The sequence below is a fragment of the Kluyvera cryocrescens NBRC 102467 genome (assembly GCF_001571285.1).
GTDB lineage: Bacteria > Pseudomonadota > Gammaproteobacteria > Enterobacterales > Enterobacteriaceae > Kluyvera > Kluyvera cryocrescens.
Genome location: NZ_BCTM01000012.1, coordinates 161,787 through 188,140, shown reverse-complemented (window position 1 = coordinate 188,140; position 26,354 = coordinate 161,787). Strand labels below are relative to the sequence as shown.

Sequence of the window (26,354 nt, the reverse complement as noted above, 5' to 3'; positions counted from 1 at the left end):
GTGTAAACAGCAGAATAAACCTAATATTGAAATTAAATAGCATCAGATTTAGCATGTATAGTCTAAATAACTCGAGTTATTGTCAGGTGATTAGTGAGCTAAACCCTCAAAACTTGCATAACTATGTGGTTGAGATGCGTAAAAGCGAATGCATACATCTGCAGTCTGAAGTATGACGAGTATAAACGAATTTCATTGAAAGGTTGCGCGCCGATCGCTGTAGCGCATTCTGACTTTGATTTCAGAGGGAACCAAACAATGCCAGATAATGAACCTGTGACATCCGTAGATTCTCAACTTGGCTACACTTTTCAGAATGATTTTCTCGCACTGAGTCGGGCTTTCTCTCTACCCAATATAGATTACACTGATATTTCCCAGCGTGAAAAATTAGCGGCTGCGTTTAAGCGTTGGCCGCTGCTGGCAGAGTTTGCAGAACAAAAAGCCGAACAAAAATAAGGAAGCCATAATGGCTATTCTGGGATTACAGGGCGTGCGTGGGGGCGTGGGTACGACTTCCATCACGGCGGCATTAGCATGGTCTTTGCAGCTGCTCGGGGAGTCGGTGCTGGTCATCGATGCCAGCCCTGATAATATGCTGCGTCTGTCGTTTAACGATGATATCGCTCGAGAAACCGGCTGGGCGCGCGCTGCGCTGGACGGTCAGGACTGGCGCGATGCCGGTTTGCGTTACACCTCGCTTATCGATGTTCTTCCTTTTGGCAAATTGCAGCCCGGTGAGCAGCAGAATATCGCGACGCTGACGAATCCGCTGATGACGGTGACCGACATTGCCAGAGAGGCTGAACGTCAGGGAAAATACCAGTGGATCCTGCTCGATCTGCCGCACGGTTTCTATCCCTGGACGCCGTCGCTGGTCGAGGCTTGTCATTTTACGCTTACGGTGGTGAAACCGGACGCCAACTGCCATATCCGACTGCATCAGCAGCCGCTACCCGCGAACTCGCATATTCTCCTCAATGGCCTGCGTATGAGCAGCCCGCTGCAGGAAGATCTTTACCAGGTATGGCTGCAAACCCAGCGCCGTTTGCTGCCGGTGGTTATCCACCGTGACGAAGCGATGGCGGAAAGTCTGGCGAGCAAGCAGCCGCTGGGTGAATACCGCCATGATTCTCTGGCTGCTGAAGAGTTAATTACGCTCGCCAGCTGGTGCCTGATGCACTACGCCGGACATCACGCGGCGGCGGAGCGCGAAGTATGATCCGCCTCGGCAGCTTAATTTTCGTCCCGCCGGTGTATGCGCGCCTGCGCGCGCGCTACGTGGACTATCGCCGTAGCGGCGCTTCCTGGTTTGCAGCGACGCTGTCTTGCCTTTGGGTCGGACTGGCGTGGATTTTTCTGCCGCTGGAAAATGCGCGCTGGCAGTCGCTGCTGACGCGCCATGATGAGCTTTTCCCCCACATTAATTTTTCCCGCCCGCGGCCGCTGGATCCCCTGCGCTTCTTGCTGCAGGCCGTATGGTTGATTGCCAGCAAACCGCCGGAGAGCCGTAAGCCGACAAAATGGCGACCGCTATCGGGCCTCGATCGTCTGCGCGATCGCTATATTCGCTGGGCAGATGAACTGCCCGTTCGCTTCAATAGCCAAACCCGCCACCTTGACGATAAAAAGGAGCTGGCGCACCTCAGCCCGAAAGTTCGCCGGCTGGTGCTTGGCGTAGCGATAACCCTGTCGCTGGTGCTGGCGCTGGTGTGTATCACCCAGCCGTTTAACCCTCTTTCCCAATTTGTCTTCCTGATGCTGCTGTGGGGCGTTGCCCTGCTGGTACGACGTATTCCGGGGCGCTTCTCGGCGCTGATGCTGATCGTTTTGTCGCTGACGGTCTCCTGCCGGTATATCTGGTGGCGCTACACTTCAACGCTCAACTGGAATGACCCGGTCAGTCTGGTCTGCGGGTTGATCCTGCTGTTTGCCGAAACCTATGCCTGGATAGTGCTGGTGCTCGGCTATTTCCAGGTGGCCTGGCCGCTGAACCGCCAGCCGGTACCGCTGCCGAAAGATATGAATCAATGGCCGACGGTGGATATCTTCGTTCCGACCTATAACGAAGATCTCAACGTGGTAAAAAACACCGTCTACGCCTCGCTGGGTATCGACTGGCCAAAAGACAAAGTGGTTATCTGGATCCTTGATGATGGGGGGCGCGAAGAGTTTCGCCAGTTCGCCAAAGATGTCGGCGTACAGTACATCGCCCGTACCACCCATGAGCATGCGAAAGCCGGGAACATCAACAATGCCCTGAAATATGCCAAGGGCGAGTTTGTGTCTATTTTCGACTGTGACCACGTGCCAACCCGTTCATTCCTGCAAATGACCATGGGCTGGTTCCTGAAGGATAAGAAGCTGGCGATGATGCAGACGCCGCACCACTTCTTCTCGCCGGACCCGTTTGAACGTAACCTTGGCCGATTCCGCAAAACGCCAAACGAAGGCACGCTGTTCTACGGTCTGGTGCAGGATGGTAACGATATGTGGGATGCTACCTTCTTCTGTGGATCCTGTGCCGTTATTCGCCGCGAACCGCTGGATAAGATCGGCGGGATTGCCGTTGAAACCGTCACCGAAGATGCGCACACCTCGCTGCGACTCCATCGCCTGGGCTACACTTCGGCCTACATGCGTCTACCGCAGGCCGCCGGCCTCGCCACGGAAAGTTTGTCGGCGCACATCGGCCAGCGTATTCGTTGGGCGCGCGGGATGGTGCAGATCTTCCGTCTGGATAACCCGCTACTCGGCAAAGGGCTGAAGATGCCGCAGCGACTGTGTTATCTCAACGCCATGTTCCACTTTTTATCCGGTATTCCGCGGCTTATCTTCCTGACCGCACCGCTGGCCTTCCTGCTGCTGCATGCCTATATCATCTACGCGCCCGCGCTGATGATTGCGCTGTTTGTGTTGCCGCACATGATTCACGCTAGCCTGACCAACTCCAAGATCCAGGGTAAGTACCGTCACTCTTTCTGGAGTGAAATCTATGAGACCGTGCTGGCCTGGTACATCGCTCCGCCAACCATGGTGGCGCTGTTTGCTCCACACAAAGGGACTTTCAACGTTACGGCGAAAGGTGGCCTGGTGAAAGAGGAGTATGTCGACTGGGTGATTTCCCGTCCGTATATCTTCCTGGTGCTGCTGAATCTGGTCGGCGTGGCGTTTGGTATCTGGCGCTATATGTACGGCCCGGAAGACGAAGTACTGACGGTTTGGGTCAGTCTGCTGTGGGTGTTCTACAACTTGATTATTCTCGGTGGCGCCGTGGCGGTATCGGTGGAAAGTAAACAGGTACGCCGTTCGCACCGCGTTGAAATCAAGATGCCGGGAGCGATTTCCCGCGAAGACGGTCACCTCTTCTCCTGCACCGTGCATGACTTCTCCGATGGTGGCGTCGGTATTCGCATCAACGGCGATGCCCAGGTGCTGGAAGAGCAGAAAGTGAATCTGCTGCTTAAACGTGGGCAGCAGGAATATGTCTTCCCGACGCAGGTCGTTCGCGTGCTGGGAAGTGAAGTCGGGCTGAAATTACTGCCAATGAGCACTCGCCAGCATATCGACTTTGTACAGTGTACGTTTGCGCGCGCGGATACGTGGGCGCTCTGGCAGGACAGCTTCCCAGAAGATAAACCGCTGGAAAGCCTGATGGATATCCTGAAGCTAGGGTTCCGTGGTTACCGTCACCTGGCCGAGTTCGCGCCGCCGGTGGCCAAAGAAATTTTCCGGTCGCTCACCTTGCTGGTGGCGTGGGTGGCCTCGTTCGTTCCGCGTCGTCCTGAACGCGAGGCGGTTATCGAGCATCCGCTATCGGCTATGGCTCAACAATAATGATGATTACACGATGAAAAGAAACCTTTCCTGGATTTGTGCAGTGGCGGTGGGCGTGGGCAGTTTACTGCCGCTCACGACGTATTCAGAACCGACGACAGAGGTGTCCGTTGCGCCGTCTGTTCAGGAGGACGCAGCAGAGCCGGTTACCGCCGCTGCGACGCCGGTAGTGGTGGAAGACGCGCCGAGCCGCAACGTAAAGCTTTCTTTTGCTCAGATTGCGCCGCCGCCGGGCAGCATGGTGCTGCGTGGCGCTAACCCAAATGGGGGCATTGAGTTCGGTATGCGCAGCGATGAAGTGGTGTCGAAGGCGCTGCTGAATCTGACGTATACCCCGTCGCCGTCGTTGCTGCCTGTGACTTCTCAGCTGAAGGTATATCTCAACGATGAGCTGATGGGTGTTCTGCCGGTCACCAAAGAACAGTTGGGCCAAAAGGTGACGACGCAGATCGCTATCGATCCGCTGTATATCACCGATTTTAACCGGGTGCGCCTCGAATTTATCGGCCACTACCGTGACGTGTGTGAAAACCCGGCAAACTCGACCGTTTGGCTTGATGTTGGCCGTGGCAGTTCGCTGGATTTAACCTATCAATCGTTGAAGGTTCGTAACGATCTCTCGCACTTCCCGGTGCCGTTCTATGACGCGCGTGATAACCGCGCGCTGAACCTGCCGATGGTTTTTGCCGGTTCCCCTGATTTGCAGCAGCAGCAGGCGGCGGCAATTGTGGCTTCGTGGTTTGGTTCGAAAGCCGGCTGGCGCGGCCAGACGTTCCCGGTAATGTATAACACCCTGCCGGATCGCAATGCGATTGTCTTTGCCACCAACGATCATCGCCCGGACTTCCTGCGCGATCATCCCGCAGTGAAGGCACCGACGATCGAAATGATTGATCACCCGAATAACCCGTACATGAAGCTGCTGGTGGTGTTTGGTCGTGATGATAAAGATCTGCTGAAAGCCGCGCAGGGTATTGCGGCGGGGAACATCCTGTTCCGTGGCAACAGCGTAACGGTGAATGAGGTCAAACCGCTGCTGGCGCGCGTGCCGTACGATGCGCCTAACTGGGTACGTACCGATCGCCCGGTGACCTTTGGCGAGCTGAAAACCTATGAACAGCAGCTCCAGTCCACCGGCATGGAGCCTGCGTCGATTAACCTGTCGCTGAACCTGCCGCCGGACCTGTATCTGCTGCGCAGCACCGGTATCGATATGGATTTGAAATATCGCTACACCATGCCGGCAGTCAAAGACAGCTCTCGCATGGACATCAGCCTCAACAACCAATTCTTACAGTCGTTTAGTCTGAATAGCACCCAGGACATCAACAAGCTGATGATGCGTCTGCCGGTGCTGCAAGGCCTGCTGGACGGTAAAAACGATGTCAGCATTCCGGCGCTGCGTCTGGGCGCGATGAACCAGCTGCGCTTTGACTTCCAGTACGCGAACCCAATGCCTGGCGGGAACATCGATAGCTGCGTCACCTTCCAGCCGGTACAGAATCACGTCGTGCTGGGCGATGATTCGACGATCGACTTCTCGCACTACTACCATTTCCTGCCGATGCCGGATCTGCGTACCTTTGCCAATGCGGGCTTCCCGTTCACGCGTATGGCGGATCTCTCCGACACGGCGATTGTCATGCCGAAGAAACCGTCTGAAGAACAGCTGAGCACTCTGCTGAATACCGTGGCGGTGATTGGCGGCCAGACCGGTCTGGCGGGGACCAGCATGACGATTATCGATGACGGTAGTCAGATTAAAGACAAAGATGCCGATCTGCTGTTGATTGGTTCAATCCCGCCATCGCTGAAAGACGATAAGAAAGTGGATCTGCTGGTGGATGCGACCCAGAGCTGGGTGAAAACGCCGATACGTCACAACGACTTGCCGAGCATTTACCTGGATGCTGACGATCGCAGCGCCAGCGTTCAAACCGAGATCTCCTCCTCCGGTCCGATGGCGGCCATCGTGGGCTTTGAATCGCCGTATTATAAACAGCGTAGCGTCGTTGCGCTGCTTGCCGACAGCGATAAGGGTTACGACCTGCTAAATGATGCTCTCAATGACAGCGGTAAACGTGCGGCCATGTTTGGTTCGGTGTCGGTGATTCGTGAATCCGGTGTGAATAGCCTGCGCGTAGGCGATGTGTACTATGTCGGTCATCTGCCGTGGTTCGAACGTATCTGGTTTGCCCTGTCTAACCACCCGGTTCTGCTGGCCATCTTCGCCGCGATCAGCATCGTGCTGCTGGCATGGGTTATGTGGCGTCTGCTGCGCATTATCAGCCGCCGTCGCTTAGATCCGGAAGACGAGTAAGCCGTGATGAGAATATTACGCTGGATTGTCGTGCTGTTCGCCCTTAGCGGCCAGGTTCAGGCCGCTTGCCATTGGCCTGCCTGGGAGCAGTTCAAACGGGAATTTGTCAGCGCTGAAGGGCGCGTTATCGACCCAAGCGATCCGCGTAAGATTACAACCTCGGAAGGGCAAAGCTACGCGCTGTTCTTTGCCCTGGCGGCGAACGATAAACAAACGTTCGCCACGCTGCTCGGCTGGACGCAGAATAACCTTGCCGAAGGTTCTCTGCGTGAGCATCTTCCAGCCTGGTTATGGGGTAAGAAGAACGAGACGGAGTGGAAGGTGCTGGACAGCAATTCCGCTTCTGACTCTGATATCTGGATCGCATGGACCCTGCTGGAAGCGGGGCGGCTATGGAAGAACGATGACTACAGCACCATCGGCAAAGCGCTGCTGGCGAAGATTGCTGAACAGGAAGTGGTGAAGGTGCCGGAGTTGGGGCTGATGCTGCTGCCAGGGCGCGTGGGTTTTGCTGAAGAGACGCACTGGCGCTTCAATCCAAGCTATTTCCCGCCGCAGGTTGCCCAGTATTTCAGCCGCTTTGGCGCGCCGTGGACAACGCTACGTGACACCAACCTGAAGCTACTGATGGACACCGCGCCGAAAGGCTTTTCCCCGGATTGGGTGAGTTACGATAAAGCGCACGGTTGGCAATTGAAGGCGACGGATATTGTCGGCAGCTACGACGCGATTCGCGTCTATCTGTGGGTGGGCATGATGCACGACGCCGACCCGCAAAAAGCGCGTCTGCTAAAACGCTTTAACGCCATGGCGGTACAGACCGCGAAGCAGGGACTGCCACCGGAAAAAGTGGCGATAGCCAGCGGAAAAGTGACCGGCGATGGCCCTGTCGGTTTTTCGGCTTCACTCCTCCCATTCCTACAAGATCGTGACGCCCAGGCCGCTCAGCGGCAGCGCGTTGCAGACAATTTTCCCGGCGCGGATGCGTATTACAATTTTGTTCTGACCCTCTTTGGGCAGGGCTGGGATCAACACCGTTTTCGCTTCAGCGCCCGCGGCGAATTACTACCTGACTGGGGCCAGGAATGCGCAAGTTCACATTAAGTTTAATCACACTCTCTCTCGGCCTGACGCTGGTGCAGCCTGGCTACGCGGACACCTCGGCGGAAGAACAACTGCTTAACCAGGTGCGCCTTGGGGAGGCCAGCAAACGGGATGATTTGGTGCAGCAGTCGCTGTACCGGCTGGAGTTGATTAATCCCAACAACCCGAAAGTTATGGCTGCGCGTCTGCGCTATTTGCTGCGTCAGGGCGATACCGCCGGGGCGAAGAAACAGCTGGATAAACTGGCGCAGGTGGCCCCCAACTCTGCGGAATACAATGCCTCGCGCGTTGAACTTGGGCTGAATACGGACGCGGGTCGCCAGGAGCTACAGCAGGCGCGCCTGCAGGCGACGACCGGACACGTGCCGGAAGCGCTGGCGGCTTACGAAAAAGCATTTAATGGTGCGCCGCCGGACGGCGACTATGCGGTGGAATACTGGAGCACGGTGGCGAAAATTCCCGCGCGCCGCGATGAAGCCTTAAAACACCTGCAATCATTAAACCAACAGAACCCCGGAAACATCGGTTTGCAGACCACGCTGGCGAATATGCTGCTGGCGGATAACCGTCGCGATGAAGCGTTTACGGTGCTGGAGCAAATGGCCAAATCCAACGGTGGACGCGGCCCAGCGGGTGATATCTGGTTTAATACCATAAAAAATCAGCCAGTTAGCCCGAGCAGCGTACAGTCGCTACAGCGCTTCCTGCTGATTTTCAGCAGCGGTGAGGCTGCGGACAGCGCGCGCGCAATGTTAGCCGACCAGCAAAAGCAGATGGCGGATCCGGTTCTACGCGCAAAAGCCGAGCAGCAGGTGAAAGCCGAAGAAGCCGAAGCCAGCAAACCGCAGACCTGGCAGCTTTACTGGCCGCTGATTCGCAAAGGCGATGCCGCGCTGAAGGCCAATAATCTGGCGCAGGCGGAAGGTTTTTATCAGCAAGCGCGTAAGCTCGATGGCACCGACAGCTATGCGGTTCTTGGGCTGGGTGACGTCGCCATGGCGCGGAAAGACAGCGCCGGTGCTGAGCGTTACTACCAGCAAGCGTTACGTCTGGATCGCACGAACAGCAGTGCGATTCGCGGGCTGGCGAATATCTACCGTGCGCAATCACCAGAACGCGCGACCGACTTTATCAATGGCCTTTCTGCCAGCCAGCGCCGCAGTATCGATGATATTGAACGCAGCCTGACAAACGACCGTCTCGCACAACAGGCGGAAGCGCTGGAAAATCAAGGACGCTGGGCGCAGGCCGCGGAACTCCAGCGTCGTCGTCTGGCGCTGTCTCCGGACGACGTCTGGATAACCTATCGGCTTTCACGCGATTTGGTCAGCGCTGGCCAACGGGGTGAAGCCGACAATCTGATGCTTAACCTGGCGCGGAAAAAACCGGCCGATGCCGAGCAGGTTTATGCCTATGGGCTGTATATGTCCGGCAACGGACAGGATCAGGCGGCGCTGACGCATCTGGCCGCGCTACCGGCTTCGCAGTGGACGGATAACATTCGTGAGCTGGATACCCGTCTGCGTAGCGATCAGGTCATCGCTCAGGCAAACCGCCTGCGCGATGGTGGCCAGGAAACGCAGGCTATCGCGTTACTAAAACAGCAGCCAGAATCCGCGCGCATTCACTCGACGCTGGCTGACTGGGCGCAGCAGCGGGGCGATACCGCGGCCGCGTTAGCGGAATACAACGCGGTGCTGGCAAAAGACCCGCATGATGAAGATGCGCATTTGGGGCTGGCCGAAGTCTATGCCGCCGATGGTAATAAGCTGGCCGCCCGCCAACAGCTTGCGGAACTGCCTGCCGAGGGCGAACGTTCGCTCAATACGCAGCGACGTATTGCGCTGGTGAGCGCTCAGCTTGGTGATACCGCCACGGCGCAGAAAATGATGACCGCGCTGATTCCTCAAGCCAAATCTCAGCCACCGTCGATGGAAAGTGCGATGGTGCTGCGCGATGCGGCAAACTATCAGGCGCAGGCGGGCGATCCTAAGCAGGCGCTGGAAACCTACAAAGATGCGATGGTCGCGGCGCAGGTCACCCCAACGCGTCCGCAGGATAACGACAGCTTTACCCGTCTGACCCGCAACGACGAAAAAGATGATTGGCTCAAGCGCGGTGTGCGCAGCGATGCCGCCGATCTTTATCGTCAGCAGGATCTTAACGTCACATTGCAGCATGAATACTGGGGCTCCAGCGGGACCGGCGGCTACTCGGATCTGAAAGCGCACACCACCATGTTCCAGGTGGACGCGCCGCTGTCTGACGGGCGTATGTTCTTCCGCTCAGACCTGGTCAATATGGATGCCGGCAGCTTCTCGGCGGACAAAAATAACGCCTACAAAGAGCAGTGGGGCACCTGTGATTTGTCCACCTGCTACGGTTCGAAGAATCAGTCCGGAAACGGAGCAAGCGTTGCCATCGGCTGGAAAAACGATACCTGGGACGCCGACATCGGGACCACCCCGATGGGCTTCAATGTGGTTGATGTGGTTGGTGGCCTGAGCTATAGCAGCGATATTGGCCCATTGGGTTATACCGTGAATGCGCACCGTCGCCCGATTTCCAGTTCGCTGTTAGCATTTGGCGGGCAGAAAGATAACAGCAGCGGCGCGCATCCGGGCACCACCTGGGGCGGCGTACGCGCTGACGGCGGTGGTATCAGCCTGAGCTATGACAAAGGTGAAGCCAACGGCGTATGGGCGTCACTCGGTGGCGATCAGCTTACCGGCAAGAATGTGGATGATAACTGGCGCGTGCGCTGGATGACCGGCTACTACTACAAGGTTATCAACGAGAACAACCGCCGGGTGACAGTAGGGCTGAACAACATGATTTGGCACTACCAGAAGGACCTTAGCGGCTACACGCTGGGTCAGGGCGGCTACTACAGCCCGCAGGAGTACGTGTCGTTTGCGGTGCCGGTTAACTGGCGTCAGCGCACGGAGAACTGGTCCTGGGAGTTGGGGGGCTCTGTCTCCTGGTCACACTCGCGCAACCGGACCGAACAGCGGTATCCATTGATGGGCCTGATTCCGCAACAGTGGAAGGAAGACGCCAGCGACGACACCAACAGCGGTGGCAGCAGCCAGGGCTTTGGTTATACGGCGCGAGCCATCGTGGAACGTCGCGTGACCTCGAACTGGTTTGTTGGTGCGGGTGTCGATATTCAGCAGGCGAAGGATTACACCCCAAGCCACGCGCTGCTCTATGTGCGCTATTCCGCTGCCGGCTGGCAGGGCGATCTCGATATGCCACCGCAGCCGCTGATTCCTTACGCGGATTGGTAATTCACTCTATCCTGATTTATACCCTAAATCGTTCGGGTTGCCAGAAAGCGGTAAAGGCGTGAAACCTCAGTCACGGACCACGGTGCGTGACTGAGGCCAATGAGCGCCACCGCGCGGCAGTCTACACCTGACGGGATATAGGTATTCGTCTTATATAACCCGTCACGACGGCGGGTTATAATCGTTGCGCAAGAGTCTATTTTGACTTTGCTGCCAGCCTCGTTATTCTCAATTGCCTGTGCAACACGTTCGTATCAGTGGAGAGCTCTTTTGCGCGTCAGCCGTTCACTTACCATAAAACAAATGGCTATGGTTGCAGTTGTCACCATGTTGTTTTTATTTGTTTTTTGCTTCATTTTACTGTTCCACTTCGTGCAGCAGGATCGCTATAACACCGCTACGCAACTTGAAAGCATTGCGCGCTCTGTGCGCCAGCCGCTGTCTGCGGCCATTCTGAAAGCTGATATTCCAGAAGCCGAGTCAATTCTGGAACGTATTCAACCATCGGGGATTGTGAGCCGGGCGGACGTCGTGCTGCCAAACCAATTTCAGGCGTTGCGCATGAGCTTTATCCCGGAGCGTCCAGTGCCGGTGAACATCACCCGTATTTTTGAGCTACCGGTACAAATTTCGCTACCGCTCTATTCGCTGGAGCGTCCGGCCAACCCGCAGCCGTTGGCCTATCTGGTGCTACAGGCTGACTCCTATCGGATGTATAAATTCGTGATGAGCGCACTTGCAACGATAGTGACCGCTTACTTCCTTTTGGTGCTAATCCTGACCGTCGCCTTGACCTGGTGCATCAATCGCCTGATCGTCAGACCGCTACGCAAGATTGCCTATGAAATTCACGATCTGCCGGGGGCCGACCGTATTGGGCATCAGTTGACCCTGCCGCGACTGCATCATGATGATGAGATCGGTACGCTGGTGCGCAGCTATAACCGCAATCAGCAGGCGTTATTGCGTCAGTACGACGAACTGAGCAGTCAATCGACGCGTTTTCCTATTTCTGACCTCCCCAACAAAGCCTTTTTACTGGGACTGCTGGCGCAGAGCCTGGAGCGGCAAACGCCGGTAGCGCTGCTAACAATAGCCTGTGAAACCTTGCAGGATACGGCCGGTGTATTGAAAGAAGAGCAGCGTGAGATCTTGCTGCTGACGCTGGCTGAGAAGGTGAAGCAGGTCATTTCACCGCGGATGGTGCTGGCGCAGGTCAGCGGCTACGATTTTGCGATTCTGGCTTATGGCATCAAAGAACCCTGGCACGCCATCACATTAGGTCAGCAAGTACTCACTATTATCAATGAGCGGCTGCCGCTGCAGGGGATCCAGCTGCGTCCGAGCGCCAGTATTGGCATTGCCATGTACAGCGATGGCCTAACGGCCGAGCAGTTCTACCGCCGCTCGCTGTCCGCCGCCTTTACCGCTCGCCGTAAAGGTAAAAACCAAATTGAGTTCTTCGACCCGGAGCAGATGGTAAAGGCCCAAAAGCGCCTGACCGAGGAGAGCGATATCCTGACGGCGCTGGATAATCAGCAGTTTTCTATCTGGCTACAGCCGCAGGTGGAGACGCTGACCGGGAAAGTTTGTAGTGCGGAAGTGCTTCTGCGTCAGCGTCAGCCTGACGGCCGCTGGGCGCTTCCAAACGATCTCATCGATAACATTGAGTCCTGCGGTCTGATGGTCACCGTCGGTCACTGGGTGCTTGAAGAGTCCTGTCGTCAGCTGTCGGTGTGGCAGTCGCGCGGCATTATGCTGCCGCTGTCGGTGAATATCTCCGCGCTTCAGCTGCTGCATCACGATATGGTCGCTGACATGCTGGCGTTGCTGAACCGCTACCGTATTGCGCCGGGGACACTGGTGCTGGAAGTGACCGAAAGCCGGCGCATTGATGATCCGAAAGCGGCGGTGGCGATTCTGCGTCCGTTACGCAACGCCGGAGTGCGGATTGCGCTGGATGATTTCGGCATGGGCTATGCCGGATTACGTCAGCTGCAACATATGAAATCGGTGCCGGTCGACATCCTCAAGATCGACAAAATCTTTATCGACACCCTGCCGGAAGATGCCAGCATGGTGGCTGCGATTATTCAGCTTGGCCGCAGCCTTAATTTAAAAATGGTGGCTGAAGGCGTTGAAAATAAACAACAATACGACTGGCTGAAGGCGGCAGAGGTCGACATTTTGCAGGGGTTCCTGTTTGCCCGTGCAGTACCGACAGAGACCTTTGAACAGGATTATTTAGGCAAGGAGAAATCACTGCTGCCGGAGTAAAATTGATAGCGATTGTGCGTGTCAGCTCAAGGTTTTAACAATTAAGTATCAAATTCACGTACAAATATTTCGATTATGTTTCTTGGATGTTATTTTGTGCCCACAGGTGAAAATAATCCCTACTTTTCCTGTGGCTATAGCTTAAGGACATCCTATGAAAACCTCTTTCTTTAAAAGCCTCTATTTCCAGGTGCTGTCGGCGATAGTGATCGGTGTGCTCATCGGTCACTATTACCCAGAACTGGGCGCACAAATGAAACCGCTCGGCGATGCCTTCGTCAAACTGATTAAAATGATTATCGCCCCGGTTATCTTTTGTACGGTCGTCACCGGGATCGCCGGTATGGAAAGCATGAAAGCGGTAGGCCGCACCGGGGCCGTCGCGTTGCTGTACTTTGAAGTGGTCAGTACCATCGCTCTGCTGATTGGTCTGGTGATTGTCAACGTGGTTCAGCCGGGTGCCGGTATGAACGTCGATCCGGCAACTCTGGATGCGAAAGCGGTCGCTATCTATGCGGAACAGGCAAAAGATCAGGGGATTGTCGCCTTCCTGATGGATGTCATCCCGTCGAGCGTAATCGGCGCGTTTGCCAGCGGTAATATTTTGCAGGTGCTGCTGTTTGCGGTGATGTTCGGCTTTGCGCTGCATCGTCTGGGTAATAAAGGCCAACTGATTTTCAACGTTATCGAAAGCTTCTCGCAGGTCATCTTCGGCATCATCAATATGATCATGCGACTGGCGCCAATCGGTGCATTCGGGGCGATGGCCTTTACGATTGGTAAGTATGGCGTCGGCACGCTGGTGCAGTTGGGGCAGTTGATTATCTGCTTCTACATCACCTGTATTCTGTTCGTGGTGGTGGTGCTGGGCTCTATTGCTCGTGCGACCGGTTTTAGCATCTTCAAATTCATTCGCTACATCAAAGAAGAGCTGCTGATTGTGCTGGGGACATCGTCTTCCGAGTCCGCACTGCCGCGTATGCTCGATAAAATGGAAAAGCTGGGCTGCCGTAAGTCCGTGGTAGGGCTGGTGATTCCGACCGGCTACTCGTTTAACCTCGATGGTACGTCTATCTATCTGACAATGGCGGCGGTGTTCATCGCTCAGGCCACCAACAGCCACATGGATATCTTCCATCAGATAACGCTGCTGGTGGTGCTGCTGCTCTCCTCGAAAGGGGCTGCTGGGGTTACGGGAAGCGGATTCATCGTACTGGCAGCGACCATTTCGGCAGTCGGCCATTTACCGGTCGCGGGTCTGGCGCTGATTCTGGGTATTGACCGCTTTATGTCGGAAGCCCGTGCCCTGACCAACCTGATTGGTAACGGCGTTGCTACCATTGTGGTGGCCAAGCGAGTGAAACAATTAGATGCAAAACAGCTTGATGACGTGCTCAATAACCGTCCGACCGTGAACAAATCGCACGAATTATCCTCATAATCCCATCACTTAAGCCCGTACTCCCTTGCTGGAGTGCGGGCTCCTGCGCATAATTAGGCGGCGTTATTCGTTAGCCGTGATAGCCTATGGCTATCGTGTATTTTATTTTACTTAGCCATGTGACGTTTTTACGATTACGCGGTCTAACTGACGTATTTACTTCAAGATTTTAGACGATCGCCCGAAGGCGGTGGTCTTTTATACCCGGAATAGCGCGCAGGCGACCTACGCCTCTGCGGTTTTAGCTATGAAGGGAGTCACCAGGAAAGTTCATCAGGGGTTCACATGCAGGGCACAACAATTCGACTTTTAGCCGGTGGTTTGCTGATGATGGCAGCGGCCAGCTGTGTGCAGGCAGAAACGCTCCAGCCGGACCCGGCCTGGCAACAAGGCACGCTGTCAAACGGCTTCCAGTGGCAGGTGCTTGCCACGCCGCAGCGCCCGAGTGACCGTGTAGAGATCCGGCTCTCGATTGATATTGGTTCGCTGAATGAAAGCGCTCAGCAAACCGGCTACAGCCACCTGATTCCGCGTATTGCGCTAACGCAAAGCGGAAATATGCCCGCCGCGCAGGTTCGTTCTATGTGGCAACAGGGTATTGATCCAAAGCGACCGCTGCCGCCCGCGATCGTTTCTTATGATTTCACCCGTTTTAATCTGAGCATGCCTAACAACCGCAGCGATCTGCAAAAAGAGGCACTGACCTGGCTGGCTAACTCGCTGGGCAAACCAGACATCACGGCGGACACCATCAGCTACGCTCTGAGCGTGCAGGATATGGTGGCGACCTGGCCGCAGGATACCAAAGAGGGCTGGTGGCGCTATCGCCTGAAAGGCTCAACCATGCTGGGACACGATCCCGCCGAGCCGCTGAAGCCGCCGGTTGATGCTAAGCAACTGACCGAGTTTTACCATAAATGGTACACCCCGGATGCCATGACGCTTATCGTTGTGGGCAACGTAGACAGCCGGGCGACGATCGAGCAGATCGGCAAGATCTTCGGCGAACTGAAAGGTAAGCGTGAAACGCCGGCCGCTGTGCCGACGCTCTCTCCGCTGCGTCCGGAAGCGGTCAGCATTATGACCAACGCGGTACAGCAGGATCGCCTGTCCATCATGTGGGACGGCGCGTGGCAGCCAATCCGCGAGTCGGCCGCGCTGCTGCGTTACTGGCGGGCAGACCTGGCGCGTGAGGCGCTGTTCTGGCACGTTCAGCAGAAGCTCAGCCGCACTAATATGAAGGATATCGGCCTGGGCTTTGACTGCCGCGTGCTGTATCTGCGTGCGCAGTGCGGTATCAATCTGGATTCTCCGGGCGACAAGCTGGAGGGCAATCTGGGCCTGGTGGCGCGTGAGCTGGCGACCATTCGCGATAATGGTCTGCCGGAGGATGAGTTTAATGCGCTGGTTGCGCAGAAAAAACTTGAGCTGCAAAAGCTGTTTGCGACCTACGCCCGTATGGATACCGACGTGCTGATTAATCAGCGCATCCGCTCGCTGCAAAACCAGGTGGTTGATATTGCTCCTGAACAGTATCAGAAGCTGCGTCAGAGCTTCCTTGAGTCGCTGACGCTGGATATGGTGAATCAGGATCTGCGCCAGCAGCTGTCGCAGGATATGGCGCTGATTCTGCAGCAGCCGACCGGTGAACCTGAGTTCAATATGAAAGATCTGCAGGACACCTGGAGCAAAATTATGCTGACCTCAAAGCCGGAATCGGCGGCGGTCGTGGATGATAGCCACCAGGACGTCACCGATATTCCGCCGGCGCAGTAAGCGCAGCAGCATGGTTTCCCCTCACCCCGACCCTCTCCCCACAGTGGAGAGGGTTAGGGTGAGGGGTATGCTCCAGACGAAAAAAAACCTCTCCCGGTTGGAAGAGGTTTTTTTATGCGTGCAATCTTACGCTGGCATCGCGTCGCGCGGAATAATTGCCCCACGGTGCTGGATCACGGTGCTCGCTGTCTGATGACCACGTTTTGCCGCCGCCTGAGCGTCGCCGCCGGTGAGACGTACGGACAAATAGCCGGCACTAAAGGAGTCGCCCGCCGCGGTGGTATCCACCACTTTCTCTTTTGGCAGCTTAACCGCAGGCACATCAACCAGCGCTTCGCCAACAACGGAAACCAGGCAGGAGTCCGCTCCGCGTTTGACCACCACTTCGCTAACGCCTGCAGCGTGGGTGCGTGCGATAACCTCTTCAACCGGCTTCTCGCCCCACAGCGCGTCTTCGTCGTCCAGCGTCAGGAAGGCGATATCGGTGCATTCCAGCATCTGCTGATACACTTTCTGCGTCTCTTCTTTGCTGGCCCACAGGCGTGGACGGTAGTTGTTATCGAAGATAACTTTCCCCCCGTTGGCGCGACACTGGCTCAGCAGTGCCAGCAGCTTTTCACGGCTGGACGGGCTTAAGATCGCCAGACTAATGCCGCTCAGGTAGAGGTAGTCAAAGTTTGCCAGCTGTTCGCAAATAGCTGCAGACTGCGCGCTCTCCAGCCAGAATTTTGCCGCCGCTTCGTTGCGCCAGTAGTAGAACGTACGCTCGCCGGTGTCATCGGTTTCGATGTAGTACAGGCCCGGCATGCGGTCACTCATACGTTGAATCAGGTCGGTGTTGACGTTCTCCGCCTGCCATGCGTCCATCATTTGCTGGCTGAAGGTATCGGTGCCTAACGCCGTGACGTAATTGACGCTGAGTTCAGCCGGGGAGACCTGACGCGCGATATAGACGGACGTGTTTAAGGTGTCGCCGCCAAAACCGCGGTTAACTTGTGAGCCCTTCTCGGACAGTTCAATCATGCATTCGCCAATCACGGCAATTTTTTTAGACATAGTCATCAACCTGAATCGGTAAATTTTTCGTAGTGTGCGCTGTGGCTAATCGGTGGTCAACTATATTAAAACATCGTTCCATTATTTTTTTTGAGCTAGCGCGTGTTACGGCGTATTAGTCATCCTGGCAGAAAAATAAAATGGCTAAGTCTGGACATAAAGTTATCAAATACCCCGCCGATAACCTTATGACCAGACCCTCTGACCCTCTATTCACAGGAAGCTTAAATGACGTTAAAGCAGGTGAGCCAGCGGGCGAGAGTTCCTGATACGGAGCTGGATAGCCTACAGCAGCTGCGTTATTGGCAAGAGTGTGAGCGCGTCTATACGTATCAGCCTATCTACACCACCCAGGGTCGCCTGATGGCGATAGAGGTGTTAACGGTAGTGACCCATCCCTCTGACCCCCAAAAGCGTATCGCACCGGATCGTTACTTCGCCGCAGTCTCTATCGGTCAGCGAATTCATGTCATCAAAGAACAGGTGGCAATGCTGGCAAAAAAGAAACATTTCTTTGTACAGAATAAGGTGCTGGCCTCGGTTAACGTTGACGCGCCCACGCTGCTGGAAATGCGGCAGGACCGGATCCTGAAAACGATGATTGAAACGCTGCCGTGGCTGCGTTTTGAACTGGTTGAACATATGGCGCTACCGCAGGATTCAACTGTCGCTTCTCTGTGCGAATTCGGCCCGCTGTGGCTGGATGATTTTGGTACCGGGATGGCCAACTTCTCGGCGCTTAATGAAGTCCGCTATGACTACATCAAAGTGGCGCGCGATCTGTTTATCATGCTGCGTAAAACGCCGGAAGGCCGCAAGCTGTTCATTTTGCTGCTACAGCTGATGAATCGCTACTGCGAAGGGGTCATCGTTGAAGGCGTAGAGACGCTGGAAGAGTGGCGTGAAGTGCAGCAGTCGCCGGCGTATGCGGCGCAGGGTTATTTCCTTTCCCGACCGGTACCGATGTCAACCTTAGATAATTTGATGATTCACCTGGTATAACGCTGGCCTACGCGAACGTAGGCCAGAGAGAAGGGCTTACAGCGATTCGTGACGGGTTTCGTGCGTCAGCAGCAGTGCAATCAAGGTTAGGGCCGCCATGGCCGCCAGATAAACACCCACGTAGAACAATCCATAGCTACTCTGCAACCAGGCTGCGATATACGGTGCAACTGAGGCCCCCAGAATCGACGCTACGTTGTAAGAGAAGGACGCGCCGGTATAGCGGACTTCCGTTGGGAACAGCTCCGGCAGCAGCGCCCCCATCGGGCCAAACGTCAGCCCCATCAGGCTTAAACCCACCAACAGATACAGCATAATCAGCGACGTGTCCCCTGAGCCCAGCAGCGGCTGGAAGAAGAACAGCGCGAAAACGATGATCAGACTGGTGATGACGATCATGCTTGGACGACGGCCAAAACGGTCAGCCAGCATGCCGGCGATCGGAACCATCACGCCGAAACCGATAACCGCCAGCATCAACATCCACAGCACTTCATTACGCGGCAGGCCCAGACCATTCGGCGCGGCAGCGGTAGAGTACGTCATCGAGTACACGGTCATGATATAGAACAGCGTGTAGGTCGCCAGCATGATAAAGGTGCCGAGGATCGTGACGCGCACGTGTTTGCTCAGCAGGGTGCCCATGGGCACTTTAACCTGTTTCTTCGCTGCGGCGATTTTGGCGAATACCGGCGTTTCATGCAGCGAAACACGCACATACAGGCCGATCAGCACCAGCACGGCGGAGAAGATAAACGGAATGCGCCAGCCCCAGCTCATGAACTGCTGGTCGGTCAGCAGCCAGGAGAGCAGCAGGAAGGTGCCGTTGGCAAAGAAGAAACCAATCGGTGCGCCCAACTGCGGGAACGAACCGTACAGCGCACGCTTGCGCGGTGGTGCATTCTCGGTGGCCAACAGCGCAGCGCCACCCCATTCACCCCCTAAACCCAGACCCTGGCCAAAACGCGCCAGCGCCAGCAGCATCGGTGCCAGAATGCCAATGGACTCGTAGGTTGGCAGCAGGCCAATCAGCACGGTTGAGATCCCCATGGTCAGCAGCGAAGCCACCAGAGTGACTTTGCGTCCGACACGGTCACCAAAGTGGCCGAATAGCGCGGAACCGATAGGACGCGCGACGAAGGCAATAGCGAAGGTGGCCAGCGATTGCAGCGTCGCCGCCGTCGGATCGCCCTGAGGGAAGAAAATATGCGGGAACACGATCACCGCGGCGGTGGCGTAGATATAGAAGTCGAAGAACTCAATGGCGGTGCCAATGAGCGAAGCCACGACGACTTTATTACGTGAGTTAACCGGAGCGGAAGCCTGTTCGTTATCGAGTGTTGTGCTGGTCATAGTCTTTTCTAATATGTATAGCGAACGAAAGGCCATATTAGACATAGCAAAAGCGACATTTCAATGTGTAACGGGAATGTAAAAACAGGCAAAAATAGCGAAAAAGTGGATAATTTTTATACCCGCAGATTATCAAACATGAAATGCTTCACATTTTTTGTCAATTAGATGATAAAACTGGTTTTTGGTTAAATAAAAGTTACAGGCTGGATTTATATGCTGAAACGATGTGTTGGGCTGAAATTTTTCATTATCTCTCAGCCCAACATCGTGTTTAACGGTGGGTTTTTCCCGGCATTCTTGGGTCGTCTTTGTATTCGGCGGTGGCAATCCACGCCGCACAGAACAGGGTCAGTCTCGCAAAGAAGTAGAAGAATGCCATCAGCCCCAGGACCGAGCCAAACGCCGCGCCGGATGGGGATTTCACCAGTGTCGGCAGTGTCCAGGTCATGATAATTTTAATTACCTCAAAGCCGACGGCTGCGATAAATGTGCCGCGAATCAGGGCTTTTTTACGCGGACGATGGCGCGGTAGCCGCCAGAAAATCCAGAAGAACAGCAGGTAGTTAGCGAAGATGGATATCGCCAGGCCAATCAGCCGCCAGGCCGGTTTAAGCCATTCGATGCTATCGAGATACAGCGAAGAAATAATCAGCTGCTGCGCGGAGCCGGCAACCGAGGTAATCGACAGGGTAACGATCAGCGCGATGAGCAGGCCAATCAGCGAGATAAAGTCACGCAGATATTTCAGCCACAGCGCTTCCTGATCCTGCGGCGTGCGCTCCCAGACGTCGCGCGACTGCGCGCGAATAGCCTCGCGCAGGTTGCCCATCCAGTTGATACCGGAGTAGAGCGCAACCCCCAGACCGACCAGCCCGACGGTGGTACGCTGCTGCACGGCGGTGTTGATGGTGCTCTTCAGCGTCGCGGCGAGCGTGGGGTCGCTGACGTTGACGAGGATTTTATTGAAAATGTCCTGCAAGAGCGTCGGGTGTGAGGCCAGTACAAAACCGGCGGCAGCGAACGACACCATCATAATGGGAATCATGGATAGGAATGAAAAATAGGTAATCGCGGCGCCAAACTGGTTGCCCATGCGATCGTTAAAGCGCTCGGCGGCGCGAATCAGATGGGCGATAACCGGGCGGCGCTGGATCTTCTGCGCCGTGCTGGTGACGGTGTCCAGCGCTTTGCTGGCCTTTTGCTGCGTTCGGGAGAGGTGGCTTGGTTCCGCTTCCTGCAGCGGACGCTTCTCGTCATGTTCCGACGTCATCAGGGATATTTTCCTTTTTATTGCTTTTACTTAAGTATAGATCGTTCACCGGAGTCGGTGCTGGCGCGCCTCGTCCGGGTGATATTACAGCGCACCAGACACTGGGCTGAAATTAATCCACGTAATCCTGTAATGCCGCGGTTAACCACTCCATAAACAGGTGCACCCGGCGCGAGAGGTTACGGCGATGCGGATAAAGTAGCGATACCGGCATTGGCGCTGCCCGATATTGTGGCAGGATTTCCACCAGTTTGCCGCCGTGCAGCGCGTCGCGTACCCCCACGCGCGGAGCCTGAATGATACCCAGCCCTGCCAAACAGGCAGCGTGATAGGTTTCGGTGCTGTTTACCGTCAGGACGCCGCCAGCCTTAACCCACTGTGTCCCATTTTCTTTCGCCACTTCAAAGCCCGGCGGGCGCACGCCGATGTTGGTGGCATAGTGCACCAGCGCATGGGTGCTGAGGTCGTCCAGCGACTCTGGATAGCCAAAGCGCGATAGATAGGCTGGGCTTGCGCAGTTGATGACCGTGAGTTTACCGAGCGGTCTGGCGATAAGGCCAGAATCCTTTAACGTGCCAACGCGCACCACGCAGTCAAAGCCCTCGCGGATCACGTCCACCAGGCGATCGCTGCTGCTGAGCTCCAGTTCGATTCCCGGATACTGCTGCAGAAAATCTGGTAGCTGAGGGATGACAACGTGGCGAGCGACGGCGACCGGCATATCGACACGCAACCGCCCGCTGACGCTGCTGGGGTCGCTTTGGAACATGCTGTCCAGTTCGTCCAGATTGCTCAACAGATCTTTGGCGCGCTCGTAATAAACCATTCCATCCTGGGTTAACAGCACCCGCCGGGTCGTGCGGTGTAGCAGACGGCAGCCTAAGTGGTTCTCCAGCGCCTGGATCTGCCGCGATACGCTACCTTTAGGGAGGCCCAGCGTGTCCGCCGCGCGGGTAAAACTCTCCAGTTCGGCGACGCGTAGAAACAGCTGCATTGCGTGAATTTTATCCATCAAAACGGCCTATTGTTGTCGTAAATGAGACAGTGAAGCGTAACTGGCGATATTTATTGTTCTTTTATCACCTAATAAGCTTGTTCTCAACGTACATACCATCTGAAATGAGGTTCCTATGACCCAACGTATCGCATTAGTCACCGGCGGCAGCCGTGGTTTAGGTAAAAATGCCGTGTTGAAGCTGGCTGCGGCCGGAACAGATATTATTTTTACCTACAATAGCCAGCGTGAAGCAGCTCTGCAGGTTGTTGCTGAAATTGAGCAAATGGGCGCGAAAGCGGTGGCATTGCAGCTGAACGTCAGCGATGTCGCAAGCTTTAGCGAATTTGCTCAGCAGGTAAAAGCGCAGCTGCATCAGGTGTGGGGACGCGAAAGTTTTGATTATTTAGTGAACAACGCTGGTGTTGGCCTCTACGCTGCGTTTGCCGAGACTTCAGAAGCGCTGTTTGATGAGCTCATGAATATCCACTTTAAAGGACCGTTCTTCCTGACCCAACAGCTGTTACCGCTGCTGGCAGACGGTGGCCGCATCCTTAATGTTTCAACGGGATTAGCGCGTTTCGCCCTGCCGGGTTATGCCGCCTACGCTTCGATGAAAGGGGCAATGGAAGTGTTGACGCGCTATCAGGCCAAGGAGCTTGGCGCACGGGGTATTTCCGTGAACAGCATTGCCCCGGGGGCAATTGAGACCGACTTTGGCGGTGGGCATCTGCGGGATAATGCCGATCTCAATCGCTACGTTGCTTCGCAAACTGCGCTGGGCCGCACGGGATTACCGGACGATATCGGTGATGCCATCGCCGCTCTGCTCAGCGATAACCTGCGCTGGATGAACGCCCAGCGTATTGAAGTTTCCGGTGGGATGTTCTTGTAAACGAAGACGTTCTGCCATATTGCCGTGATAAACAAATAATGCTGAAATAAGTTCGGAGGCGGACTTATTTCGTTTTTTATTTCCCATGATAGCGGTAATCCGATATATTTTTATTAATTAATATTATTAACCCTTACTCTATTTTAATCATTTTCTTAATTCATTTGTGATGAGTTATGTGAATGCGTAATTGATGAGAAAGGGTTGTAAGCATTCATAATTATGATGTTTGCATTATTCGGTATCTACGTAGAATGCCCTGGCCAAATGGCGAGCCCTTATTCTATGCCGCGAGAAATAACTTCTCCGGCCATGAAGGGGCTTTTTATTTTTTAATGGGGGGAACCGTTATGCAGGTAATCATGTTTGACAGGCAGTCAATATTTATTCATGGAATGAAAATCAGCTTACAGGAACATATTCCAGGAATTGATATTTCTGCCGTCAGTCAGGCCGATGACCTCTGGCGGCAGCTTTTACGCTATCCGGATGCACTGTTGATCCTCGATGGTGAGATGGATTATGGTTTTTGCCAATGGGTATTACAGGAAAAGTATCAGCAGTTTCCTGATTCGAAGGGCATTATTGTCGCCAATACCCATCACCACGCCTGGCTGCGCGATATGATGGCACTGAACGTGCAGGCCATTGTCTCGCGCACTGCCAGTATTGAGATCTTTGTTAAAACGATCAGAAGCGTGATGTCTGGCTTGATATGCCTGCCGGGAGACTGGCGATTGGAGTATGAACAGGAAAAATGTGGAGTGGATAACCTGAGCCATCGTCAGCGTGAGATATTAACGCTGTTGGCAAATGGTGAATCTAATAAAGAGATTGGCCGAGCATTGAATATCAGTGCCGGTACCGTCAAAGCACACCTGGAATCACTGTACCGCCGTTTGGATGTCAGGAATCGTACCCAGGCGGCTATGCTGCTCAATACCCGCGATGTGTCATCGCATATCTGTCTGGAATAAAGCTGACTCGGCCTGGCGCTGTCTGGCCAGGCTGTTTTGCTGCTGATCTTCGGCCCGCCAGACGGCCAGCGCCTTGCGATATTCTCGCCGATTAACGCTATGGACGACAGAGGACAGTTGTATGGCTTCTGGCCCCAGGCTAAAGGCCAGCGACAGCAGGGCATCGAACTGATTCTGCGTCAGCGGCGTCTGTACACAGCGGTTTAAAACCTGCCGATAGTAGCTCACATCCTGCACAAAGAGACTCTCTGCCTGTAAACGGGTAATGGGCTGAGCAAACGTCTCATGATCGCGAATCAGATGGCCATAGCCAATAATCCACAAACCGTCTTGATCCTGATATTTCTCCAGCGAAAGTCCCTGATAGCGTTTAATAAAATCCAATCCCTGTGGGCTGGGCGTAAGGGAAGAAAGTGACATCTTTTATCCTCAAAAAACGGAGGGCTGAGTGTAAAAGAATCCCTTGATAGCGGCTATCGGCCGGATGGCGATGACTTATCATACTCATGGCTAAGTAAGCCAAAAAGCCAGTCATTGTGCCATTCGCCAGCCAACGAATAGCTTTCGCGCAGCTCGCCTTCCAGGCGGAAGCCGATTTTCTCCAGGGTTCGGCGGGAAGCCACATTGCCCGCCGTAACCGTTGCGGTGAGTCGGCGTATGCCCCCTTCCCGAAACGCATAGTCGCATACCGCTCGCAGCGATTCGCTGCCATAACCCTGGCCCTGGGCTTCAGGCGCAAATAAAAACCCCACTTCGGCGCAGTCAGCTTCCCGGTGAATATATCCGGTGACGCCGAGCGCCATATTTTGCGCATCGCGTACGACCAGACAAAGCCAGTGTGATGCGCCGGGAGACCACGGATGCAGACGCGAATCAAAGGTTTCGCGGATCTCACTTTCGCTACGATTATCCGCGACATAGCGCATCACCTGTGGGTTTTGCTGCAACATGAGAAAAAAAGGCCAGTCGGCGGGCGTGATTAAGCTGCAGGTTAAACGTTTCGTGGTGAGCGCGATCATAAATTCACCTTCTCAAGGTGGGGACAGGACTGTTAATTTGCCTGATTTGCTCTATGGTGTAACGACAAAAATAACAAAAAAATAACACGTTAATCCTAAGGCTGAATAGCCTTGTTGTTGATTAAGGAAATTGAAGATGTCGACCCCATCGCATCAGATTGACCAGCAATTTGAACATTGCCTGAATGTCATTCGTCAGGCCTCTGTCGAGATCCTCACGTTACTGAAAATGCGCGTCACGGAAGGCAAAGATCCGCGCTGGTTTCTCGAACAGTTGGACCAGGCACGTCTGAACTTGGGCGGATGGGGAGCGGTGGCCCAGCGTTTGAAGATTAACGACAGTCAGCTCAGCGAATTTATGCTCCAGCTACGCCATTTGCAGCAGGGAACTGTTTCTTACGAACATGGGCTGCACGCGACGGAGAATCAGCTCATCGCTGCCGAACGTTTTGTGGTCACGCTGGAACAGATAAAACTGCAACAGACGCTGCTGAGATATACCACCGGTTACGAGAGTGACGCCGACCAGCTTCAGGAGCAGGCGGAGCGTCATATTCGGACAATCCATCTGATGCTCAGTGGGTTAGTGACGCAGATATGGCCTGATACGCCGCATCTTCACCATCATCTTAAATCCCTGTTTGGCGAGCAGGAGGTGGCTCGCTGGCACTCGCGTAGCCCGTCAGGTGAAATTCTCAATGGCATGTCTTTTAGTGAACTGGCGCTGCTGGTGGTGGATAAAAAGACTTTTTCCCGCCATTACGCTTCGCTGTTCAACTACGGGAATGCGCTCACCTTTCTGATTGAACAGCGCCTGACGCTGCATGCTTTTCTTGATGATATTCGCCGAATGCGCAATAAGCTGCTGGCGCACCATCCGCTGACCGAGATTGAATGCCTGCTGCTCGACCACTACGCGCAGCAAATTACCGCACCGGTGCAACGCGCCTATGAACAGGGGCGTACGCGGGTCAACCCCGCAAGCCTGATGGTGGCTGACGGCAGTGAAGTTCAGCATTACTGGCAGGACGCTGCCGAATATACCCATGCCTGGGGGGCGGACGCCCACCCCATTGCCGACAGCATTGAGCGCGTTCATCACAAAACGCGCGAACACTCGGACACCCATGAACGGATTATTACCGCCATTTTGTGGGGGGCGGTGGGCGTTGTAGTGCTGGGGATTCTCTTCGGTGGGCTCAGCATTTTTCTGTCGCCGCCTGATGCCGCGCAGCCGATCGTACAGCGCTACGCCACTCATGTGATTGATGAAGCGGTCGGAGAGATCCCTTCTCCCCGCGAAATTCTCGCCCGACGAGGGATCTTGTGGGATAACAGCGCGCTCCGTTCGGCTATCGATCGAAATGATATTGAGGTGGCCGAGCTATTTTTGCGTGCTGGAATGAACTGGCAGCTGGCGTGGACGGATCTGGCGATGGCATCTCAACATGAGCCGGTACTTAATCTGCTGCTGCGCTACCGTAACCAGATGGATGAATCCAAGCCCTGTCGACGTTTTATCAATACGCTGACCCACGAGCTCGCGCGTGGTAAGCGGCTTGATGCGGTGCGTAAATCCTATCTCCAGACCTTTTGCACGACGCCGGCGGTTGTCACCCGGCAGCGGCTGGCGGTAGATAGCGCGCAAAAGCGCAGTAAAGCGACAGGAGACGCGCAAAGCAAGAAATGGCTGCTGATTCAAAAGTCGGTGTACGACGTCATTAAATAAGTCAGGCGCGC

The 26,354-nt window shown here is 54.9% G+C and carries 19 protein-coding genes; 13 read left to right on the top strand and 6 right to left on the bottom strand.

Annotated elements, in window-relative coordinates; all coding sequences use genetic code 11:
• Positions 1-258: 258 nt before the first annotated feature.
• From bcsR to KCR01S_RS10400, 9 genes are all read left to right on the top strand, one after another.
• The gene (bcsR, locus tag KCR01S_RS10440; protein ID WP_052282938.1) at positions 259-459 is read left to right on the top strand and encodes a cellulose biosynthesis protein BcsR; all 201 of its coding nucleotides are present in this window, start codon (positions 259-261) and stop codon (positions 457-459) included.
• Positions 460-469: 10 nt separating this feature from the next.
• Positions 470-1,222 (top strand): cellulose biosynthesis protein BcsQ, encoded by a 753-nt coding sequence (gene bcsQ / locus KCR01S_RS10435; RefSeq protein ID WP_061282651.1) that lies wholly within the window; start codon positions 470-472, stop codon positions 1,220-1,222.
• On the top strand, positions 1,219-3,837 hold the full coding sequence (gene bcsA / locus KCR01S_RS10430) for a UDP-forming cellulose synthase catalytic subunit (protein ID WP_061282650.1): 2,619 nt from the start codon (positions 1,219-1,221) through the stop codon (positions 3,835-3,837). Before bcsQ ends, bcsA begins: the two co-directional genes overlap by 4 nt.
• Positions 3,838-3,850: 13 nt before the next feature.
• Positions 3,851-6,157: a cellulose biosynthesis cyclic di-GMP-binding regulatory protein BcsB gene (gene bcsB / locus KCR01S_RS10425; protein WP_061282649.1), complete on the top strand. Its 2,307-nt coding sequence runs from the start codon at positions 3,851-3,853 to the stop codon at positions 6,155-6,157.
• 6 nt (positions 6,158-6,163) lie between these two features.
• Positions 6,164-7,261, top strand: a complete 1,098-nt coding sequence (gene bcsZ, locus KCR01S_RS10420; protein ID WP_061282648.1) for a cellulose synthase complex periplasmic endoglucanase BcsZ — start codon at positions 6,164-6,166, stop codon at positions 7,259-7,261.
• Positions 7,243-10,551 (top strand): cellulose synthase complex outer membrane protein BcsC, encoded by a 3,309-nt coding sequence (bcsC, locus tag KCR01S_RS10415; protein WP_061282647.1) that lies wholly within the window; start codon positions 7,243-7,245, stop codon positions 10,549-10,551. Before bcsZ ends, bcsC begins: the two co-directional genes overlap by 19 nt.
• A 270-nt stretch (positions 10,552-10,821) precedes the next feature.
• A complete protein-coding gene (gene hmsP / locus KCR01S_RS10410) occupies positions 10,822-12,828 on the top strand; it encodes a biofilm formation regulator HmsP (protein WP_061282646.1) in 2,007 nt (668 codons plus the stop codon).
• A 154-nt stretch (positions 12,829-12,982) separates the two neighbouring features.
• Complete coding sequence (locus KCR01S_RS10405; protein ID WP_061282645.1) at positions 12,983-14,269, top strand: dicarboxylate/amino acid:cation symporter; 1,287 nt, start codon at positions 12,983-12,985, stop codon at positions 14,267-14,269.
• Positions 14,270-14,554: 285 nt separating this feature from the next.
• On the top strand, positions 14,555-16,045 hold the full coding sequence (locus KCR01S_RS10400) for a M16 family metallopeptidase (RefSeq protein ID WP_061282644.1): 1,491 nt from the start codon (positions 14,555-14,557) through the stop codon (positions 16,043-16,045).
• Positions 16,046-16,171: 126 nt separating this feature from the next.
• Here KCR01S_RS10400 and kdgK read toward each other — a convergent pair whose 3' ends face one another.
• Entirely contained in the window at positions 16,172-17,101 is a 930-nt protein-coding gene (kdgK, locus tag KCR01S_RS10395) for a 2-dehydro-3-deoxygluconokinase (RefSeq protein WP_061282643.1), read from the bottom strand.
• A gap of 228 nt (positions 17,102-17,329) precedes the next feature.
• Here kdgK and pdeH point away from each other — a divergent pair, with 228 nt between their 5' ends.
• Positions 17,330-18,103: a cyclic-guanylate-specific phosphodiesterase gene (gene pdeH / locus KCR01S_RS10390; RefSeq protein ID WP_061282642.1), complete on the top strand. Its 774-nt coding sequence runs from the start codon at positions 17,330-17,332 to the stop codon at positions 18,101-18,103.
• A gap of 36 nt (positions 18,104-18,139) precedes the next feature.
• Here the strand turns inward: pdeH and KCR01S_RS10385 are convergent, their stop codons facing one another.
• The 3 genes from KCR01S_RS10385 to KCR01S_RS10375 all read right to left on the bottom strand — a co-directional run bounded on the left by KCR01S_RS10385 (position 18,140) and on the right by KCR01S_RS10375 (position 21,741).
• Positions 18,140-19,456: an MFS transporter gene (locus KCR01S_RS10385; RefSeq protein WP_061282641.1), complete on the bottom strand. Its 1,317-nt coding sequence runs from the start codon at positions 19,454-19,456 to the stop codon at positions 18,140-18,142.
• 274 nt (positions 19,457-19,730) lie between these two features.
• Complete coding sequence (gene yhjD / locus KCR01S_RS10380; protein WP_061282640.1) at positions 19,731-20,729, bottom strand: inner membrane protein YhjD; 999 nt, start codon at positions 20,727-20,729, stop codon at positions 19,731-19,733.
• A 112-nt stretch (positions 20,730-20,841) separates the two neighbouring features.
• Entirely contained in the window at positions 20,842-21,741 is a 900-nt protein-coding gene (locus KCR01S_RS10375) for a LysR family transcriptional regulator (protein ID WP_061282639.1), read from the bottom strand.
• 118 nt (positions 21,742-21,859) lie between these two features.
• Here KCR01S_RS10375 and KCR01S_RS10370 point away from each other — a divergent pair, with 118 nt between their 5' ends.
• Both KCR01S_RS10370 and KCR01S_RS10365 read left to right on the top strand, forming a co-directional pair.
• A complete protein-coding gene (locus tag KCR01S_RS10370) occupies positions 21,860-22,618 on the top strand; it encodes an SDR family NAD(P)-dependent oxidoreductase (protein ID WP_061282638.1) in 759 nt (252 codons plus the stop codon).
• Positions 22,619-22,968: 350 nt separating this feature from the next.
• The gene (locus tag KCR01S_RS10365; RefSeq protein ID WP_061282637.1) at positions 22,969-23,595 is read left to right on the top strand and encodes a response regulator transcription factor; all 627 of its coding nucleotides are present in this window, start codon (positions 22,969-22,971) and stop codon (positions 23,593-23,595) included.
• Here KCR01S_RS10365 and KCR01S_RS10360 read toward each other — a convergent pair.
• Together KCR01S_RS10360 and KCR01S_RS10355 are read right to left on the bottom strand one after the other, a co-directional pair.
• Entirely contained in the window at positions 23,572-24,015 is a 444-nt protein-coding gene (locus KCR01S_RS10360; RefSeq protein WP_061282636.1) for a lysozyme, read from the bottom strand. The genes KCR01S_RS10365 and KCR01S_RS10360 overlap by 24 nt on opposite strands.
• Positions 24,016-24,068: 53 nt before the next feature.
• A complete protein-coding gene (locus KCR01S_RS10355) occupies positions 24,069-24,614 on the bottom strand; it encodes a GNAT family N-acetyltransferase (protein WP_061282635.1) in 546 nt (181 codons plus the stop codon).
• 136 nt (positions 24,615-24,750) lie between these two features.
• Between KCR01S_RS10355 and KCR01S_RS10350 the strand changes: the two genes are divergently transcribed.
• On the top strand, positions 24,751-26,343 hold the full coding sequence (locus KCR01S_RS10350; RefSeq protein WP_061282634.1) for an STY4199 family HEPN domain-containing protein: 1,593 nt from the start codon (positions 24,751-24,753) through the stop codon (positions 26,341-26,343).
• Positions 26,344-26,354: the final 11 nt, after the last annotated feature.